Source organism: Nostoc sp. UIC 10890, from assembly GCF_054786515.1.
The window spans coordinates 4731421-4750577 of the sequence record NZ_JBSGKF010000001.1; the positions used below are offsets into that span (position 1 = coordinate 4731421).

Consider the following 19157-nt stretch of genomic DNA (forward strand, 5'->3'; position numbering starts at 1 on the left):
TATCAGTAACGTTGTCATGGCGATCGCTAGCTTTTTGGAACCAACTTCAGTAATTCATGTCAGTACGATTGAATACTATTTATATAAAAGCTACCGTACTCTTCCTGTCAAGGAATTTTAACAGATGTGTCCAGTCGGTGTTCGTACTAGTCATTCAACTCATGCCTTAGAAACCGGCTTGGCAAAGCTTTGGCTCATATTAGTGGGAGTTAACCAATATCAGGACGAGCAAATACCCTGTTTGCGTTACTCAGCATTGGATTGCCAAGGTTTAGGAGAAGCATTAAACGCCGCAACTCAGGGATTTCCGCAAAGGGATGTGAAGATTCACAACGATTTTGCTAATCAGCAGCCCCTATTAGAAGATGTCCGTACCAGTCTCAAACAAGTAGCATCTGCTACTAAATCTATTGACACCGTTCTATTTTATTTTTCTGGACATGGGATGCTAGAACCATCGAGTCAGCAGGTGGTATTGTGTCTCAAAGATACTCAAAAAGACAACTTAATAGAAACTGGTTTGAAGTTGCAAGAGTTATTGCAATTATTGGAAAATTGTGCCGCCCAGCAGCAACTTGTGTGGCTGGATGCTTGTCATAGCGGTAGCATGACGTTATTGGGTGCTAGGGGAGAAACACCAATAGATCCGCAACTCAACCCTACACAAGAATTAGTGGAAGTTCTGCGACAACGCGCTGCTAAGAGAAAAGGATTTTATGCCTTACTATCTTGCGATCAAGGGCAACAATCTTGGGAATTTCCGCAATTAAAACATGGAGTATTCACTTATTACTTAATTCGGGGACTGAGGGGAGAAGCGGCTGATTCCCAAGGCATTATCGAAGCGGATGGACTTTATCGCTATGTTTATCACCAAACCCTCGCATATATAGATAAAGCTAATCAGCAACTACGGGTGATTAATCAGCTAAAAAAAGGTCGTGGCGAAAATCAAATTCATCCAGAATATCCATCTCAAACGCCGAAGCGAATTGTCGAAGGAATCGGAGAAGTAATTTTAGGACTCAAACCAGACAAAACAGTGTCCACACGACATCCACGACAGGCGTTAGTTATAGAGGGACTTCCTAAGAGCAAGAGTGCTTTGGCTTTAGGAAAAATACTCAGTACATCTGGTGGCTTTGAGGTAAATTATTGGACTATTAGCGAAAAAAACCCTGCTTCGGATGTCCGCAAAGCGATTCAAAAATGTTTGTTAGTTGAATCTTTTTCCGAGTCACCCACTAGCAGCAATTCTATAGAAGAAACCGCAACTGTATTTTTATACTTGCGAGGGCAGATTCAAGAAACTGAGCAAGGAGAAGCAGTATTAGTACTTTCTGATAATGTTGTACTTAATCGTTCCTGGTTGAGAAAACAGCTGCGCCGATGTCGATCGCAACAAATTATCATCTTGGATTGCCCTGTGGGAATGCACACATGTGCATCTCTACGCGATTGGGTAGAAGAATTGCAATTGGGACTCGACTCTGAACAATGTTTAATTGCTGCTGCTGCGCCACCTCCAGAGGGTGAAAGATTTGCTTCTTCCTTGGTAGATACCCTCAATGTTGCTATTCAAGCATCTGGACTCACCGCCGCAGCTTGGATTACACAATTACAAGTAGAATTATCACGCACCGATATCGAATTATATTTCTGGTTATTTGGTTCTCAAGGTGTGATTGAAGTCTTACCAGGAAAAACTTTGTTTTCGGGCGATCGCTCTGAACAAAAAACTGAAGATATAGATGATTTGAGTTCAAGGGTAGGAATAGATTACACTCAATTGCGGGATTTACTTAAAGCTGGGAGATGGCTAGAGGCGGATCAGGAAACTACAACTCTCATATTGAAGATAGCTGGTAGAGAAGAAAAACGCTATCTTGATTTAGAAAGTGTAGAAAACTTTTCCTGCATCGACTTATGTACTATTGATACTCTCTGGGTTAAGTATAGTCATGGACGCTTCGGTTTCAGCGTCCAGAAGCGGATTTGGGAAAGTATTCGAGATGTTTCTGCCAGCGATCCTGTACTAGCTTTGATAATTGGTAATGGTAATGTTGCTGCTTCCCAAACTTGTATTGATTTTGCCAATCGCGCTGGGTGGCGTTTAAAAGATTCCTGGATTGATTATAGTAACTTAATTGTGGAAGAAGATGCTCCTAATGGGCAGTTACCATACTTTGGTTTTTTTGAGCAGGTTTGGCGGTTAAAGCTATTAGGTGTTTGGGAATGGCATAGTGCGATCGCTACAGCTTCTTGGTGGCAATTATGTGTGGCTTTATTCTCTCGCATTGAAACTTGTCAAATTAAATAAGCTTGGGGATTGGGAATTGGGGATTGGGGATTGTGGGGCCCCCTCTGGGGGTAATCTACCGTGTATACACAAGTCCTAAAAACCTAGCTTGATAAGACTTTCCTCGTTCCCAGTCGGAGACTGGGAATGCATTCATTGAGTCTCTGACTCAATGCCAGATTGGAGGCAGAGCCTCAATGAGGAGCGTTCCCAGTCTCCGACTGGGAACGAGATAACGAGATAAACGATAGAACAATAAAAAATCAAACTTTTTTTGACTTGTGTATACACGGTAGCTGGGGGTAATGGGGATTGGGAACCCCAACCAAATCTGTACTCATATTTTCTTCTCTAGTCCCCAGTCCCCAGTCCCCATGCTCCAGTACCTAGACATCTCCCTCAAAATTCGGAACTTCGAGACGAGAACCTGGAATGTTGCGTGAGAGTCTATAACTTGTGTGTACACACGATCCGCTTGCAATGAGGAGTAACGTGGATATATTTTCTACACACAAAGATACTACTTTCAAAAAGTTTGCTACAAGTAGTGTTATTTATGATTGTCATAATTAAAACAATTGACTCTCAACTATCAATGGTGAACTCTACCCTCGTTGTCACACTCTATGTCAACCCTATGACGGGGAATGATACCAATACAGGTTCACGGTTGAGTCCGTTTAAAAGCCTCAGCCGTGCCTTAAAAGTAACCAAAATCCCGACGATAATTTATCTGGAATCGGGGACTTATAACGCCGCTAGTGGTGAGGTGTTCCCACTGATCATCCCTGAAGGGGCGAAAGTGGTGGGTAATGAAGCGAACAAAGGTGCAGGGATTTTAATTTCTGGGAGTGGTGAGTATCAAAGTCCCAGCTTTGGTATACAAAATATTACGCTGCTCTTGGTAGATAATGCCAGTCTTTTAGGTGTTACTGTTACCAATCCTTCACCCAAAGGTACTGGTATCTGGATTGAATCGGCTGCACCTACTTTAGCTAACAATACTTTGAGCAACTGTGGGCGGGAAGGTGTGTTTACCACTGGCACTGCCAAACCCACAATTTTAGATAACATATTTGTGCAAAATACTGCTAGCGGGTTAGTGATGGCAGGTCATAGCCAGGGAGAAGTACTGGGGAATGTATTTCAAAGAAACCGTTTAGGTATAGCAATTAGTGACTTTGCCGCTCCGGCGATCGCAAATAATAAATTATCAGAAAATCGCACGGCGATCGCACTCTCTCGCAACGCCCAACCTGTGCTGCGTGAAAATCTCATTGCTAAAAATACCCAAGGTGGTCTATTAATCAATGGCAATGCAGTCCCCGATTTAGGCAATACCCAAGATCCCGCTGATAATATTTTTCGTGATAATAGTGAATTTGATTTACAAAATGCTACTACCAAAAAACTGATTTCCGTAGGTAATCAATTAAATTCTTCTCTAGTCAAGGGCTTAGTCGAATTGATCCCAAAGAATAAAGTAGCAGTTAGCACTAGTGATTCTAACGCCACAACAGAATCCCCATCTGAAAAACTCCCCGCGTTTCCCCAACTAGATGGACATTGGGCAGAACCATTTATTCAGGCATTAGTGAGGATGGATTTAACTCATGCTTTTGCTGATGGTAGCTACCAGCCAGATAAACCCATGACTCGCGCCCAGTATGCAGTTCTAGTGGCGATCGCTTTTAACCCATTTCCCAAAATCCCGGCCCCTGATTTTACCGACGTACCCAAGGATTTTTGGGCTTATAGCGCGATCCAAATCGCCGCTAGCGGTGGCTTTGTGGGCGGATTTAGCGATCGCACTTTCCGCCCCAATCAAAATGTGCAGCGGCTACAGGTGATTGTCTCCCTGGTAAACGGACTGGGACTACCAGCTGTTGATAGCGATGTTTTAGAACTATATAGCGATCGTCATACCATTTCCGAATACGCCCGCAAAGCTGTTGCTACTGCTACACAACAAAAAATTATCGTTAATTACCCAGATCCCAAACTGCTTGCACCTTCACGTCCTGCAACACGCGGCGAAGTTGCAGCAATGGTTTATCAGGCATTAGTCGCTATTGGACGAGCGCCTGCGATTAAATCAGTCTATGTGGGGTTGCATTCTAGAAGTTGACAAGTAGAATAGGAAACACTGCTTATCGGCTTGTAACTATTGGAAAAAAACCATGTAGTTAAAAGCACGTTAGGCTAATATGCGATGGGTGACCAATCTTAGACCTATTGCCTAAAGCTAATAGCCCCATGTTAACAACACTTCCAGACACCTCTGCCAACTTGGCGATCGCTTTATTAATTAACTATAGTTTCGATCTCAGTGGATATAGTGCCAATGAGCTAGTTGAACGTTGGCAAACGCAATACCCACTGAATTGGCTACACCTGGCAGTGATTGAGGCACTCTATCAAGGTCGTTATAAAGCGGTTTCCGTGCAGCAAATCTTAGTATTTTGGCAGCGCCGGGATCAGGCTACATATCATTTCAACATGGAATTTGAACGCATGGTTTGTAGCAAGTTTCCCCAAAGCTTAACCTCGTCGCCTGTAACAGCCTTACCGCCAGCTAAGAAAAACCCCACTGTCGAGAGAGTGACGAGTCCTCAGTTACCACCAGCGAAGATTCGCAATGGCTATCAATACAGCAATACTGCAACCCTACAACTCAAAAGTTCTGAACCAAAGACATCTTTGAGTGAAGAAGAAAAGCAGGTAGATAGTGATCATAAAACTGTCTTGAAGTCTCCGCTTTCTGGGAAATTTACCTCTTCGGCAACCCTTGAGCGATTATCTGCTGTCAGCCAAAGGCAAACTTTACAAGAAAGTCCACCGCCTTCCCCATCACCAAATCATCATCAACGACAGCCAAAACTGCTACCACCGGCTGCTATTCATGCTCCTATCGGGCAATTTACTCCAGAAAAAAGCGATCGCTCTGACTCTTTTACATCTAAACTCAAAGCGATGTCTGGCGAACAGAATGGAAGTGTGGGGAGTGGGGAGTAGGGATTGGGGACTGGGGATTGGGGTAAGGTTTTTAGACTGTAATTAACTCCTTAAAGCGCTCATCATCGGCAATATCATCAAAATCTAGGTCAGTTGTTGCGTCTTCTTTATACCTGGGATTAAGTTCAATTGCTTGTTGGAGAGATAGCAGAGATAGTTCAACTTGTCTTTGCAGTGCGTAACAGGCTGCTTTGTTGTAATGGGCACTGGCATAATCTGACTTAATTTCTAAGGCTTTGTTAAAACTAGCGATCGCTTCATCATCGCGTCCCAGTCTCACCAAAGTATAACCGCGTTTATCCCAGATTTTGGGAGAATTTGGTTGGAATTCTAAAGCTTTATCCAAGGATGCTATTGCCTCTTCATATTGTTCTAATGCTACTAGGGAAAGACCGCGATTTAACCAAGCGACTGCATCATCAGGCTTGATTTGTGTAGCTTTGTCAAATGAAGCAAAGGCTTGCTGATGCTGTTGTAAGTTCCCAAAAGCAACGCCGCGATCGCACCAAGCTTGATGATAATCTGGCTGAATCTGAATCGCTCTATCATAGGAAGCGATCGCATCTTGGTAGCGTTTCAACCTTCCGAGAGTTAGACCTCGTTTTAACCAAGCCACAGGTTCATCAGCTTGGATTTTAACCGCTTGGTTGTAAGCTGCGATCGCATCTTCATAGCGCCTTTTAGAAAATAGCGTATCTCCCTCTTTTACATACTCATCAGCAGTTAATTCGGGTTGTTGTGGCTGTTCTTTTATTTCTTCCTCAACTTCAGAATTAACTACCTCTGGGGTAGATTCAGGTGTAATTTCAGTTAATTCTTGAAGGATGAGATCCTTTCTTTCTTGAGCATCCAATTGTAACTCAGAGAGTTGAGAGACAAACTCAGTTTCTAATCTTTCTAACTTCTCCAAAATGAGAATCTTTTGTTGTTGAGCATTCCATTGTAATTCTGAGAATTGCGAACTAAACTCAGAACCAGATTTCTCTAAATTCTCAATAATTAGCTCTTTCCGCTTTTGAGCATCTACTTGTAATTCCGATAGCTGTTCAGCAAATTCTGACTGTAATGCTGCTAAACTCTCAAAAATCTTATTTTTTTGCTCCTGAGCATCTACCTGTAATTCTGATAATTTAAACTTCAATTCTCTATCTAAACTTTCAAATGTGATATCTTTTTGTTTTTGAGCTTCTACCTGTAATTCTGATAGTTGTTCAGCGAATTCTGATTGCAATTTTGTTAAGCTTTCAATAGCTATATCCTTTTGCTTTTGAGCATCAGACTGCCATCCAGAAAGTTGAGATGTGAATTCAGACCTTGATACTTCTAAATCAGCAACCGCTAATTCTTGCTGTTGTTGCACACCTAACTTTAAATTAGCCAGTTCCGCTGCCATCACAGATGCTAATTTACTTAGATTCTCCAGTGCAATATCTCTTTGTTGTTGAGCATCAAACTCTAACTTAGACAGCGCCGAAGCAAATTTTGACTCTAAAACTTCTATATTTCCTTGAGATTTTTTGAGTTCAGTTTCTAATCTACTTAATACCTGTGCTTTAGCTAAGTCTAGCTCAGAAGTAAGGATAGATACATTTTCTTCTTGTTCATTTTTAATTTTTTGTTTTAAAGCAATCGTTTCCTGCTCTAATTCATAATTGATTTTTTTAGATTCTTGAATAACATTTTCAGCCTCTTGCTTAACAGTAGTTAGCTGATTTTGCAAATTTTCCATTCCCTGCATTTGTTGCATTGCTCTATCAACAATTTCACGGATTACTGCCCGTCGTAGAAGCCAAAATAAAGCAATGATTGCGACTGGAAATAGACTTAATATAACTAGCCAGATATTAATTAGAATAGTTGTACGGCTAAAAGCCCTCTTTAAATCAGATTGAACTTGCTTTTCGGCTCGTAATCGCGTCAATTCTTCCCGTTCCTGATTCGATAAGACTGGAGTAGGAGTTAGTGCTGGGGAAGGTGATGGTGCAGATTGTCCACTGGCAATAGTAGCATTTAGCACTAAAGGGAAAAAAACAATAGTGCTTTTTACAATTAAAGCGAAAATAGCTTGATTTTTGCTCTTCATAACAACCATCTCAGTCTCTTGGTCAGTTTTTGAAGCGGCGTGCCTCTCTCCAATCTATAACAAAATTCAGTAGTTAATAACTCAATACGGTTCGGATAAGCATTTTGAACTCAGAATTACCTTTGGAGAAAAGGTTACTGGGTTTGGGTTAAAGGTTTTTATTCCCCCTTCCCCTTGAACCCAACCGTATTGCTTACAGCATTTTTCATGTATTTGAACCGAATGACACTAATAAATATCCAAAGGCTTGTGTAGTCTCGTTCCCAGCCTCCAGGCTGGGAATGTATTTAAACTGGGCTTCTGCCTCTTGTCAAGCTACTGGAGGCGGCAGCCCTTCCAGAATGGTTTCCCACTCTTTTCAAAAGCGGCTCTGCCGCAAGTCTTGAGGCGGAGCCTCAAAGACAGGCATTCCCAGTCGGAGACTGAGAACGAGACAATATCTAAAGGCTTGTTCTGGGCTGGCTTTCACGTTAAGTTGACACCAATGAGCATTGCTGTGCCCCTACCGCATAGTCTATTTACCTGAAAATAGCTGTAATAATTATAAAGGGTAGGCATATTGCCTACCCTACAAATAAAGTCATTTACAACACAATCATTATTGAGGATTTTATCGTTTGCGCTTCAGGACTGAACTAGCCCCAAAAGTACCAAAGTTCAAGTTAGATAAAATTGAGACTTTGGTAGTAAAAAGTACAAATGAATGTAAAGAATATATAATCCAATACAGTTCAGAGCAGCCCAAAAGCCTCATGTAGAGACGCGATTTATCGTGTCTTCAAAGACCAATTATCTACACCAATAACCCTTAAACCAAGCATATTTACATATAAGCACTGGTTGAGTCAGATAATTTTTTACCTTACTCAAGAACTCAGCACTTTTCATAGTAGGGTAGGCATCTTGCCATCCTTAAACTAACATCAGATTATGTAAGATAAGCAGATTACTTTACCTAAAATTTATTTAACAAAGGCGGTAGGAAATGAGTCGCATAAATCCCTATACACTGCAAATGCAGATTACCAGAATGTTTGAGCAGGGACAATCATTATTTGCCACAACTAAGGTGCAGGATTGGTTAAAAGAACGCAAACACAATCCGCTAGATTATGAGATTATTTTTCATCAAAAACCTGCGCCTCCTGGTTCAAAAGAAGTCATGGTAGTGGAGATTGAATTACGCCGTAAAGATGGACAACCTGTAGATCCTTGGTTGCAAGAACAAGCAAATCTTCATGCCTGATTTTAGCAAATAGCAATTTTCAATTTAAATTCAGTTTATCTGAATAGAATTTACCAAAATATAGCGTTCCCAATTGCGGAACGCTTTTTATATAGGAATCCGCTTTGATTTCTGAACGAATTTGCGTAGACAGGCAATAGGCAATAGGCAATAGGCAATAGGCAATATAGGACTCATATTTGATTTTTGAACAAAACTCAGTACACCTTTATTCCTTCTTCCCAGTCCCCAGTCCCTAATCCCCAGTCCCTTACCTCTACGAGTGATTCAGAAATCAAATCGGATTGCTATAGGCAATAGGCAACAGTCAAGAAGGCTTCTTAGTTGTACTGAGTTTTTTCAGAAATCAAATATGAATCCTATATTATTGGCAAATTCTACTTCTGCCTCTGTGATTTGCTCTTTCTGTGGTAGCTTGTGGGAAATTACTATGTATGTATATTTATTGAAATCACCCGATCAGGTGATTCTAATGGGTGAGGTATAAGAAACAAAAAATATCGTACCTTGAGGCTATCAATGATTGCTTGGTACACCAATTTGTAGCCTTAAAAGTTAGGAAGTAGATAATGACTGTAAACCAAATTATTGGAGATTCACAAAAACAGATTTATGGTAATTTTGGCAAACGTTTTTTTGCCTGGATGATGGCTCAAAGTAGCAGCAAGTATGATCAAATTGTAGGCGATCGCAAACGTTCTCTTTTTGCCAATCTTCAAGGTAAAGTGTTAGAAATAGGCCCAGGAACAGGCCCTAACCTTCCCTACTATCCTAAAGATATCCACTGGATAGGAATCGAGCCAAACCCACACATGCATTCCTATCTGCAAAAACAAGCAGAAAAGCTGGGTTTAAACATCGACCTTCGCATTGGTAATGCTGAATGGCTAGATGCTGAAGATAATAGCATAGATACTGTTGTTAGTACCTTAGTTTTGTGTTCAGTGCCGAATATAGATTATACATTACAGGCAATTTTAAGAGTCCTAAAACCAGGTGGACGCTTCTTATTTATTGAACATGTTGCCGCACCTCCAGGAAGTTTATTACGACAACTACAAAGCACAATTCGTCCGATTTGGAAAGTGATAGGTGATGGTTGTCATCCAGATAGAGAAACTTGGATAGCCTTAGAAAATGCTGGTTTCACTAGTGTGAATTATGAGCGATTTGATGCACAATTGCCAATTGTCAGCCCTCATATTATCGGCGTAGCGACAAAGTGAAACAGTTTTTTAAAGTTCTTGAATAAAAAGATGAATAAGCCCCAGGTTTGAGCCGTGGGGTTTCTGACATCAGAGATTTTATGGATTTTCGCGCAGGAAAGTGCCAATTTGATCTAGTTCCTGCTGATTGAGGCGAAATTCTCCAGCACCGATGATTCCTTCTACCTGCTTTGCATTGCGTCCGCCCACGATCGCAGCTGTCACCGCCGGATTGTTTAAAGTCCAAGCGATCGCTACCTCACCGGCCGAGCGATCGTGTTGTTGAGCAATGTGCTGCAACACCTCGACTAGCTTCAGGTTACGAGATAGACGTGGCTCCTGAAATTCACTGCTATTCTTACGCCAATCATCATCTGGGAAATTGGCAATCCGCTCAGGTGTCATATTTCCTGTGAGCAAGCCAGATTGCATCGGTGAATACACAATCACACCTATATTATTTTCCTGACAAAAAGGCAGAATTTCCTTTTCGACATCGCGCTTCACCAGTGAATAAGGTGGTTGCAATGAAGTTACTGGTGCAATCTTCTGGACACGTTTCAACTGTTCTACATTAAAGTTTGAAACCCCGATATAGCGAACCTTGCCTTCATCCTTAAGCTTGGCGAGAGTTGTCCAACCTTCTTCAATTTCTGAGTCAGGGTTAGGCCAGTGGATTTGGTAAAGATCAATGGTTTCAATATCGAGTCGGCGTAGACTAGCTTCAACCTCCCGCCGCACAGAATCCGCCTTCAGGCTGCGACCAATTTCACCCTTTTCATCCCAGATCATTGAGCATTTAGTGAAAATGTAGGGGCGACTAGATCGACCTTTGAGCGCCTTAGCCACAACCTCCTCCGAATGTCCCAAACCATAGATAGCTGCGGTGTCAATCCAATTAACGCCGAGGTCGAGAGCGCGATTGATCGCTTCAATCGATTCCTGATCATCCTGCGCTCCCCAACCAAAAGCCCATCCACCTCCACCGATCGCCCAAGCACCAAAGCCAATTGGGGTAATGTGAAGCTCCGAATTACCAAGCTGTTTGGTTTGCATATCTACTTTCTTCAAGAATCTGTCAAATGTTAGTTTAATCTGCAAAAGTTTTCTCAACAGCTATCTGAGGTGTGAATTACTACTGGTGTAAACACAACGGACAAGTACTAGTACCGCAAGGCGGAATTAAAAATTAAAAATTAAAAATGAAGACAGCATAAGGGTTTTGTTGATTGGGAATGGGTGGTTTATTTCCGCCGTGCTGTACTAGTTGTGTAGCATTACTAAATCCTGAATCTTGTGTTTATCACTAGATTTACTCGAAGATAGTAAAAGTTGTCAGTGTTCATTAAAATATATAAAGAAGTATGTCAGAAGATTTGAAAGGCAAAGTTGCGCTGATAACAGGTGCAAACAAAGGTATCGGGTATGAAATTGCACGCCAATTAGGTTCTAGAGGTGCTACTGTTCTTGTTGGTTCAAGAGATATAGGACGTGGTGAAGAAGCAGCGAATAAACTTCGTTTAAATCAGATCGATGCTCGATCAGTTCAACTTGATGTCATCGACCAAAAAACAATCGATTCTGTGAGTAAACAAATCGAGAGCGAATTCGGAAAACTTGACATCCTTGTAAACAATGCTGGAATATTGCTTGATAGCGATCGCCTTCCACCTAGTCAAGTTGATATTCAAACACTGCGAAAAACTTATGAAACCAATGTATTTGGAGTGTTTGCAGTTATAAAAGCCCTGCTGCCACTTTTAAAAAAGTCAACAGCAGGGCGAATAGTGAATTTATCAAGTGGTTTAGGTTCTCTGACTCAAAACTCTGATCCTAATTATGAGTTCCTTGATTTTAAGCTTCTTGCATATAACTCATCAAAGACAGCAGTGAATGCGATCACAGTTTTGTTGGCTGCTGAACTTAAAGATACCCCGATTAAAGTCAATGCTGCTGACCCTGGTTTCACAGCAACAGACATTAATCAATACCAAGGGTATCGCACTGTTGAGCAAGGAGCGATCGCAGCAGTGAGACTTGCTACTTTACCTGACGATGGTTCTAGCGGAGGGTTTTTTGATGAAAATGGCGTGATTCCCTGGTAGAAAGTAGAGAGGAATTGGGCATTGGGAATTGGGCATTGGGTAGGAAAAGGGAGAGTTAAAACTTAAACTTTGAGCCTCTTAAGATAAAAGTTCATATCTTACTCTTTATGCCCCATGCCCCATGCCCCATGCCCAACATCAATAAGGATTTGAATCAATCCGTCCCCTTTTGACACTCCTGAGATAGTACCCAGAGGTTGGTCTGTTTCTCAAGTTGAAGGTGTCGCCACTGCGAACTTTCCAAATTTTGTAATTGGAAAAGGTTAAAGGCGTTCGGGGTTCACAGACTTCCGGTTGATGATTGCCAAGTACAAAATACGCTGCACCCCTACCCATAACTTTCACCAAACCGTTTTTATCCACAAGAACCGATGTACTTTCACTAACTGCTATGCCTAAAACACTGCTAGATACACCATCCTTAATTTGACGGGCAATGAAAGTCATAATTCGACCCATTCTTTCTCGCCTGTCGAAGTGTGTATCTACGATAGTTCCCTTCAAATTACTCCAATTGAAAAAGTTGTAAGTAAAAGTAATGTCTCGGTAGGGATCTTCGAGTGCATCTCTAGTTTCAATGCCTTTTTCAGAAGAAGCGCAAGCATCATAGACACAATCACTTTGGATCATCGCACCCGCACTGGTGCCACCAACACCACCTCCCTTAAGGTAAACTGACTTAACAGCAGCCTCAAGCTTGGTATCCTTCCAGTTGCGGATGTATTGACATTGGTCGCCGCCAGCAAAGAAAATCACATCAGCGTTTCTGACTTTTTCAAAAATCTCGGCTTTGTTTGCTTCTTGTCTGCTGCGAATCAGAAGAGTTTCCACAGAATTTACACCCTTCATAGCAGAAATTAGCCGATTGTAATCGTGATTACCATTAGTGCGGAGAACTACAACATTAACTTTAGTACTGGAATTGCTACTTCCCCGAACTTGGTTAATCATCCACTGGATAGCATCATCGACATCGGGACCTCCTCCACCTAAGCTTAGGACTGGGCCCCCTAAAGAGGGACGGACATCAGATGAAGGAGAAGGAGAGGGGGAGGGGCGGACATCAACAGTGTCACCCAGGAAGTAGCGTTTCCAGCTTGCAATAAAACGGGTTATTAGGAAGGTTCCCATCTTCAACAACTTGATTCCTGTACTTTTCAAGCGCCTTGCTATGCTTGGGAATGCCTTTGTCATACTAAACTTCTGGAGCAAACTGCAATTATTGCTAGGCTGTTACGCATTTTAGTTGCTTATTTATTCGTGAAATTCGTCTTTTGTCATTAGTCATTTATCAGTTGTCCTTTGTAAATAATCAATGACAAATGACAGTTTTAACGAAAAAATGTACAACTTAGACGCGTACTAGCTTAACTCTGGCACTAGAGAGGGTAGAATTTCCAGCGTACAGACCTTGTACTGTTTTTTAACGCCATAACCCAGAATAATCATGAATTATCTACACTACTCTGCGAAAATCTCCATATTGCTTGTGTCCTTTATAGCGCTTCTCCAATGGAAGCAATACATCACAATACACGGTGAGGGCACAGCATTGCTGTGCCCTACGATCGCTTGAGCGATAACCGCTATAATTTCGACCAGATGAAATCCAAAATTGAAAACCAAAAAGGTAACTCTGAATACGGTTCGGATCAACTGGAGAAGTAGGAGGAGAAAAAAGAAAAAAGAAAAACTCCCCCTACTCAAGAACTGCTTGCCTCAACAAATAATTTTACTTAACCAAAAAATATTGGTTATTTTCCAATCATTAAGCCGAATTACACGCCTTCACGCTTTCGCTATGCAACGAAATTAAGAAATTAAAACGCTTGCTGATTGGGTCTTTCAACAAAGAAGGAGAGAGGCGATCGCGATCGCTGCTTTCAAATAATACGCTTAACTCTTGATAGGGATTGTTGGTTGTTGAATCCCAGTTGATTTGCCCAACGTACTTGTCATTTTCGCGATCGAGCGTAACGTTTAAGTTGTTGAAATTGACCTAATATCTTCATCGCATCTCTAAAGTCAACGCCTTCTTTGGCGGAGCCTTTAGGTGTTGTTCCCTATAATTGCGGAATTTGAATTCGCAGCCCAGGCACCAGTACGGTAAGATCGGGCCCAATCACATCTCGATTAGCCTCATAAATTTTTCTGAACCTATTGCCATCACCGTAAGCTCTTTCGGCTATTAAAAAGAGATAGTCATTTGGTAGCACAACATATTCTTTCCCAGGTTCAGGTCTGTTTGTTGGCAGTATTGGAATGTAAAGTATCTGCCCAAGTAAAAGAGAGTTAGGGTTCGGCCCAATTACATTTTTATTAGCCTCATAGATTAACGTGAAGATACTTTCATCACCGTAAGCTCTCTGGGCTATCTTTGATAAATCGTCACCTTGTCGCACAACGTATGTTTTGCTTGGTATGGGTTCTTGAAGTTGTGGTGCGGTGAAATCTTCAGGTAGGTTGGGCAAGTTCTTCAGAAAACTGATACTTGGGGAGAAAAAGTACTCACCCCCCTTGAGAGTTACAAAGTTTGCAAATTTGACATCAGATTTTGCGGTTGGTTGATCCCGTTCTTTTAACCAGTTTTGGGCTGGCTGTGGCACTTCTTGAATCACCGGATCGCTTTGACCAGGTTGGCTTTGACCGCCAACTGCATCCAATCCGGTTCTGTCGTAATTTTTATTTGGTACACCATCGCGCGACCCGGACATATCCGGTTCAAGGAATCTGGGATTGTTAGACCAGAACCGCTGAATAAACTCAAATTGTTCCCAAATATCAGATTGGTAGCACATGAATAGCAACCCAACACCACTTGTAGGTAATCGATCGAGATTGCTATAGTCGCTGATCTCTGTACCATAGGTGACTCCGCGCCGTGTAATCCGATGTCCAAGCTCCTGTTCTTGGCTCTTAGCAAAAGGCCCGTCTTTACTCACCGATTCTAGTCGGGGATTAGTTGTGCGAAGATGCGCTTGGAATGGACATTTCAATCCAGCAGCATCATTACTATAGTCAAAGTCATTTAGGTTTTTTTGCCCGTCTTTTTCTGATTGGACAAGTGGTGTACCATCTTCAAAACGTCCTACTGCCATCGCTCCAGCTTGCTGAGGAGAGATGCCTAATGCTTTACCCAAGGCAACTTCGGCTTTTTTAAAGCCTTGAACATTTTGCTCAAGTTTGCGAAAGACAAGAAAACTACCAAAGCTAACATTTTGAGTACCATTCGGATCTTGAACCAGGGCAAGATTGAGTCGAGCGCTGAACAGATTTTTGGCGATATTGCCTTCTTCTTCGACTACATCTTTCTGAAAAAAGAGCGGGTTGCCAACACCATCTGTGAAGCCAAAAGGCTCAACAACATGAAGATCGTCAGTATTCTCAAACTTGCGACGGATTACGAGTCCTGGCTCAACAGTAGCAATAGTGGCAATGTTTTGAAGCTGGTTAGTAATTTCTGATTGTTTTTTTTCCACCTCTTCTAAACAATTGGCCGCTATGATGACCAATGCATCAATCTCGTTCTGAAATCCTCCTTCCCAAGCGCTAACTGGTGGATCTAGAAGTGCATACTGTCGCGTCTTCATGCTGTCTTGGAAGACATCACTATAGTCATCATTTAGTTGTTTTTCGTCAGGTGTTTTTCGATCCTGAAGATTGGGACTTTTCGGCTGTTGAGAATTAGGTAAACCTAGTTTTGCGTAGCCTGACGAAGATAAAGAGAAGTGGACAAATACACCTGCATCACATTTTTCATTTCTCCAGGCAACAGCATCATCTAATTGCTTCTTGGTAGAGATAATATCTTTGTTTGCAAGTTGAGCAATCCATTGCTTAAGCGATCTGATTCTGTCCAGATTGTCTTTGGGATTGGGAAAAGTTAAGAAAATATGTACAGAGTTGTTTCTTCCATGTGATTTGAGAATGTTGCCTTGCAAGTCTTCAAGAACATCTTGATACTGTTGGTCGTTCTGGTCAATAGGTTCTTTGTTGGAATTGAGGTCTAGTGGCATTGTTTACTCCTTCAAAAATTAAGATTCCGATTCAGTGCTTACTAAGAGGATGTTTTAAAAGTCCTCTGGTCGATAGCAAAACGTTTTAGATCCCCCTAAATCCCCCTTAAAAAGGGGGACTTTTAGAGATTTTGCCCCCCTTTTTAAGGGGGGTTGGGGGGATCAACAAGTGCCTAAAATTACTGCCAACCACTTTTAAAACATCCTCTAAGCGATCGCGTTTCAGAGGTCTTGTACCAAATCACAACTTCTGTCCGGTTGTAAACTTCCTGATTCGATATCGGAAATGGGTATGCCAACTACCACGCAGCGTTTGTTAGTTGGATTTATTCCACTGGGGTCTAAAGTTGCCAAATAAACTTTATAAACAACTGTGTAGTTCCTGCCGAAATCTGGCTGCGCTCGACGGATTTCCAAGATGACTTCGTTCTCACTGAGAGCTGTTGAGGCGACCTCAACACACTTTGCAATTAGTTTGTCATGCTGCACTGTAATGTTGTTACTCATGGTTATTGATCTCCTAATTTTGGTTTTCTCTTTGTTTGGGATTACAGTTCTTTAATCCGAATGTTGCGGAACTGAACTACTTCGGTATGGCACTGGAAGCCAATGAAACCTTCTGAACGCTTCTTCTTACCGTCGCTGGGATCGGCAAATCCCAAGAGTTCCGAGAAGGCTCCTTTACTAACTAATTGACCATTGAGTTTGACCTCAATCTCATTACCTTGCACTCTGATTTCATAGCTGTTCCAGTATTCTTGATTACCAGAGTTGCGCGGACTTAAAACTTTAGCAGCCCATTTTTGAGCGGGGAAAACTTCATATACTGCACCTGTTTTTTGCAAGGGACTACCATAAACGTTATTGCGGAAGTCGTAACCACGCTCATCGATTTGAATTTCGGTGCTGGAGTTATAGAAGCTATCATCAAGAGCCTTGGGTTCTGGTGTTCGCAGGAAAATACCAGAGTTAGCTTCGATGTCGAAAGCTTTCCAGTCCAACTTCAGGATGAAATTCTGGAATTTTTTCCGAGTAAACCAGAGAACACCCAGGGCGACATTCTTATTACCAACACCTGCACCAAGCACAGCACCACTCTGATTTGGGACATCAAAGAAGTTTTGGCTACCTGATGCTGCAATTTCCCAACCATCAGCCTTGAAGTTACCGCTATAAAGGGTTTCAAAACCTGGTTCGTCGTCAATCGTTTGAACTTGGGAGTAGCGTTCAATAATTGAGCGAGCAATTTTACGAGATAGGGTTAGACCTGTGGGTACAGGATTCGCTGAACCAACGGTAGTGAAAATAGATTGATCTACGCAATAGGCATTAGATACGTGGTGGAAACGACCATTTACATCTGTTACCGATGTGGTGAAGTCATTACCAATCCACAATGTCCCTGATTCGTGATAGGTGGTACCGATTCCATCTTCCCCGCCACTAAAGAACTCAATCGGTGCATTGGGGTCTTTTTTGGTGGCACTGCCTTTTGGTTGGCCAGCCAACGCCTCAATGAAAGCAAAAGCTGCTTCAGACTGAGCGTCTCGAACTTGTTTGTCTGCGGGCGTTTCTACTAGGTTTACAAATGCTTTAGGTACGCGCAGTTCCCGTCCGTTCTCAAAGTACACATCATCGCCAGTACCCCCGAAGGGATTGACACTGATCCAACTACTATTAGGATTACCGATTGGGGTTGTGCGATCGCCAAAGGTTTCGCCACAGGTGCGAATGCCGATCACAACCTTGTTCTCAATCGTCCCGGTAGTTTGAGCGGCGAGAATCTTCTCAAACTCCTCAATGTTCGGTACTACCCGATAGAGGAACTCTTCGGGATTATTGGGGGCATTAGGAAAGGCTGGGGTGAATACATTCGGGGCAGCATAAAACTGAAAGTGGAATTGTCCAGGGCCTTTGGTTGTTTGTGTTGAGCCTGGGATGTGGAGAGCAGCAGTCTGTAACTCTTTTTCCAGTTCTGATGGGACACCCAAGGCGGGGCGGGCAATCTTCCAAATGAAGTTGCCACGAACGTGAACCATCAAGTTTCGCCCGATCAACTCGGAGTTAGGCTGCAACGCTTTGGGGCGTGGGAATGAGTTTAAAGCCAGGCGTGTTGAGTTGACGGTATTCCCTGCCAGCACGATCGCAGCGCTGGGTTTGACATCCAGACGCACGATCCGAGCTTGACTCTTGTTGTTGGGGTCAAACGGATTTTTTAAAGCCACCACAATTTGGGTGACGACGCCGTTACTAGTTTCTAACTTGATTACTTCGGCGTTGGGCACGAGAAACAGCCGTCGGTTGGCATCATTTTTATCACTGGCTTCGCGGATGGCATCGAGCAGCAGAGGTAAGCTGCTAAACTTGTCCATACTAAACAAGCCAGACCCCGGCGATTGACCTAGCACAGCGATCGGTGGATCTTGCACTGTTGTTAGTGACGGCACTTTGCTCAACACGCTTTTGGCACGGTCTTTGAGAATATCGAACAGATCACCATTGATAAAGTCGGCGACGGGCCAAGTGCCGATTTCACGCTCTACATATTCATAGCCGTCAGGCTGCCCTTTGAGCCGCAGATATTCTACAACCTCGGCGGGCCACTGTTTGAGATCCTCTTCGACCAGGCGCGGTGTCCAGCCGCCCCAAAACAGCGATTTGCCACCCACACAACGGTGATGGTCATTTAGCCTATTAGCACCGGCATAGTTTGAGGGTTCGCTGATATTTCTTCCCTGGGAATTTGGCTCAACCAGTGGTTCCAAAACTGAGTTAAATAAGTTACCAACGCGAGTCAGATTTTGAAAATGTTCGCTGATCAGGAATGGCCCAGATTCCAAAACTAGAATCCGTGGTTGTTGGTTTGGTAAGTCCTTACCAAACTCAAACAACTTGGTAGCTGTGTATGCACCATACATCCCTGAACCAATCACCACAGCGTCAAATTGACCACCTGCTTGTGCTGCGAGGATTTCTTCCCAAGTATTGCAAACCAAACGAGCAACTGCATCTAATGCAAAAGTCGTTCTTTGCACATCAGGTATTGGCAAGGCCTGTCCTGAATCAAAAAGTCTATTTAAAGGCATGACAATTTTCCTTAATCATGATTTGTTTTCAACAAAATTTGAATGCAATTTTTACTGTGCATTTAAATTCGGCTGAAGTTTTCCATTGATTGTTTACTACGC

At 42.5% G+C, this 19157-nt stretch carries 12 protein-coding genes; 6 read left to right on the forward strand and 6 right to left on the reverse strand.

The genetic code is table 11. From position 1 onward, the window contains the following. Positions 1–124: 124 nt before the first annotated feature. From ACWATR_RS19570 to ACWATR_RS19580, 3 genes are all read left to right on the forward strand, one after another. On the forward strand, positions 125–2320 hold the full coding sequence (locus ACWATR_RS19570; RefSeq protein WP_460335889.1) for a GUN4 domain-containing protein: 2196 nt from the start codon (positions 125–127) through the stop codon (positions 2318–2320). 574 nt (positions 2321–2894) lie between these two features. Continuing rightward, a complete protein-coding gene (locus ACWATR_RS19575; RefSeq protein WP_460340538.1) occupies positions 2895–4427 on the forward strand; it encodes a DUF1565 domain-containing protein in 1533 nt (510 codons plus the stop codon). 128 nt (positions 4428–4555) lie between these two features. Beyond that, positions 4556–5314 carry a hypothetical protein gene (locus ACWATR_RS19580; protein WP_460335892.1) on the forward strand — a complete coding sequence of 253 codons (759 nt, stop codon included), beginning with the start codon at positions 4556–4558 and terminating at the stop codon, positions 5312–5314. Between the two features lie 31 nt (positions 5315–5345). Here ACWATR_RS19580 and ACWATR_RS19585 read toward each other — a convergent pair whose 3' ends face one another. After that, entirely contained in the window at positions 5346–7397 is a 2052-nt protein-coding gene (locus ACWATR_RS19585) for a tetratricopeptide repeat protein (protein WP_460335896.1), read from the reverse strand. Positions 7398–8382: 985 nt separating this feature from the next. On the opposite strand from ACWATR_RS19585, the gene ACWATR_RS19590 reads away from it, so the two are divergent. Further along, complete coding sequence (locus ACWATR_RS19590; protein WP_069069950.1) at positions 8383–8643, forward strand: hypothetical protein; 261 nt, start codon at positions 8383–8385, stop codon at positions 8641–8643. 569 nt (positions 8644–9212) lie between these two features. Continuing rightward, on the forward strand, positions 9213–9869 hold the full coding sequence (locus tag ACWATR_RS19595; RefSeq protein WP_460335901.1) for a class I SAM-dependent methyltransferase: 657 nt from the start codon (positions 9213–9215) through the stop codon (positions 9867–9869). 78 nt (positions 9870–9947) lie between these two features. Here the strand turns inward: ACWATR_RS19595 and ACWATR_RS19600 are convergent, their stop codons facing one another. Next, positions 9948–10904 carry an aldo/keto reductase gene (locus ACWATR_RS19600; RefSeq protein WP_460335904.1) on the reverse strand — a complete coding sequence of 319 codons (957 nt, stop codon included), beginning with the start codon at positions 10902–10904 and terminating at the stop codon, positions 9948–9950. A 308-nt stretch (positions 10905–11212) separates the two neighbouring features. Here ACWATR_RS19600 and ACWATR_RS19605 point away from each other — a divergent pair, with 308 nt between their 5' ends. Next, positions 11213–11953, forward strand: coding sequence for an SDR family oxidoreductase (locus ACWATR_RS19605; protein WP_460335907.1), 741 nt, complete (start codon positions 11213–11215; stop codon positions 11951–11953). A 138-nt stretch (positions 11954–12091) separates the two neighbouring features. Here the strand turns inward: ACWATR_RS19605 and ACWATR_RS19610 are convergent, their stop codons facing one another. From ACWATR_RS19610 to ACWATR_RS19625, 4 genes are all read right to left on the reverse strand, one after another. Beyond that, on the reverse strand, positions 12092–13147 hold the full coding sequence (locus ACWATR_RS19610) for a cyanophycinase (RefSeq protein ID WP_460335910.1): 1056 nt from the start codon (positions 13145–13147) through the stop codon (positions 12092–12094). 869 nt (positions 13148–14016) lie between these two features. Beyond that, positions 14017–15969 carry a LysM peptidoglycan-binding domain-containing protein gene (locus tag ACWATR_RS19615; protein ID WP_460335912.1) on the reverse strand — a complete coding sequence of 651 codons (1953 nt, stop codon included), beginning with the start codon at positions 15967–15969 and terminating at the stop codon, positions 14017–14019. Between the two features lie 222 nt (positions 15970–16191). Then, positions 16192–16476, reverse strand: coding sequence for a hypothetical protein (locus tag ACWATR_RS19620; protein ID WP_460335915.1), 285 nt, complete (start codon positions 16474–16476; stop codon positions 16192–16194). Between the two features lie 41 nt (positions 16477–16517). After that, entirely contained in the window at positions 16518–19055 is a 2538-nt protein-coding gene (locus ACWATR_RS19625; RefSeq protein WP_460335918.1) for a 3-keto-alpha-glucoside-1,2-lyase-like domain-containing protein, read from the reverse strand. Between the last annotated feature and the right edge of the window lie 102 nt (positions 19056–19157).

Excerpts from the sequence above, each read along its gene's own strand:
- ACWATR_RS19570 (WP_460335889.1), top strand. The coding sequence starts at position 125 with ATGTGTCCAGTCGGTGTTCGTACTAGTCATTCAACTCATGCCTTAGAA.
- ACWATR_RS19600 (WP_460335904.1), bottom strand. The coding sequence starts at position 10,904 with ATGCAAACCAAACAGCTTGGTAATTCGGAGCTTCACATTACCCCAATT.
- ACWATR_RS19580 (WP_460335892.1), top strand. The coding sequence starts at position 4,556 with ATGTTAACAACACTTCCAGACACCTCTGCCAACTTGGCGATCGCTTTA.
- ACWATR_RS19595 (WP_460335901.1), top strand. The coding sequence starts at position 9,213 with ATGACTGTAAACCAAATTATTGGAGATTCACAAAAACAGATTTATGGT.
- ACWATR_RS19585 (WP_460335896.1), bottom strand. The coding sequence starts at position 7,397 with ATGAAGAGCAAAAATCAAGCTATTTTCGCTTTAATTGTAAAAAGCACT.
- ACWATR_RS19625 (WP_460335918.1), bottom strand. The coding sequence starts at position 19,055 with ATGCCTTTAAATAGACTTTTTGATTCAGGACAGGCCTTGCCAATACCT.
- ACWATR_RS19590 (WP_069069950.1), top strand. The coding sequence starts at position 8,383 with ATGAGTCGCATAAATCCCTATACACTGCAAATGCAGATTACCAGAATG.
- ACWATR_RS19615 (WP_460335912.1), bottom strand. The coding sequence starts at position 15,969 with ATGCCACTAGACCTCAATTCCAACAAAGAACCTATTGACCAGAACGAC.
- ACWATR_RS19575 (WP_460340538.1), top strand. The coding sequence starts at position 2,895 with ATGGTGAACTCTACCCTCGTTGTCACACTCTATGTCAACCCTATGACG.
- ACWATR_RS19610 (WP_460335910.1), bottom strand. The coding sequence starts at position 13,147 with ATGACAAAGGCATTCCCAAGCATAGCAAGGCGCTTGAAAAGTACAGGA.
- ACWATR_RS19620 (WP_460335915.1), bottom strand. The coding sequence starts at position 16,476 with ATGAGTAACAACATTACAGTGCAGCATGACAAACTAATTGCAAAGTGT.
- ACWATR_RS19605 (WP_460335907.1), top strand. The coding sequence starts at position 11,213 with ATGTCAGAAGATTTGAAAGGCAAAGTTGCGCTGATAACAGGTGCAAAC.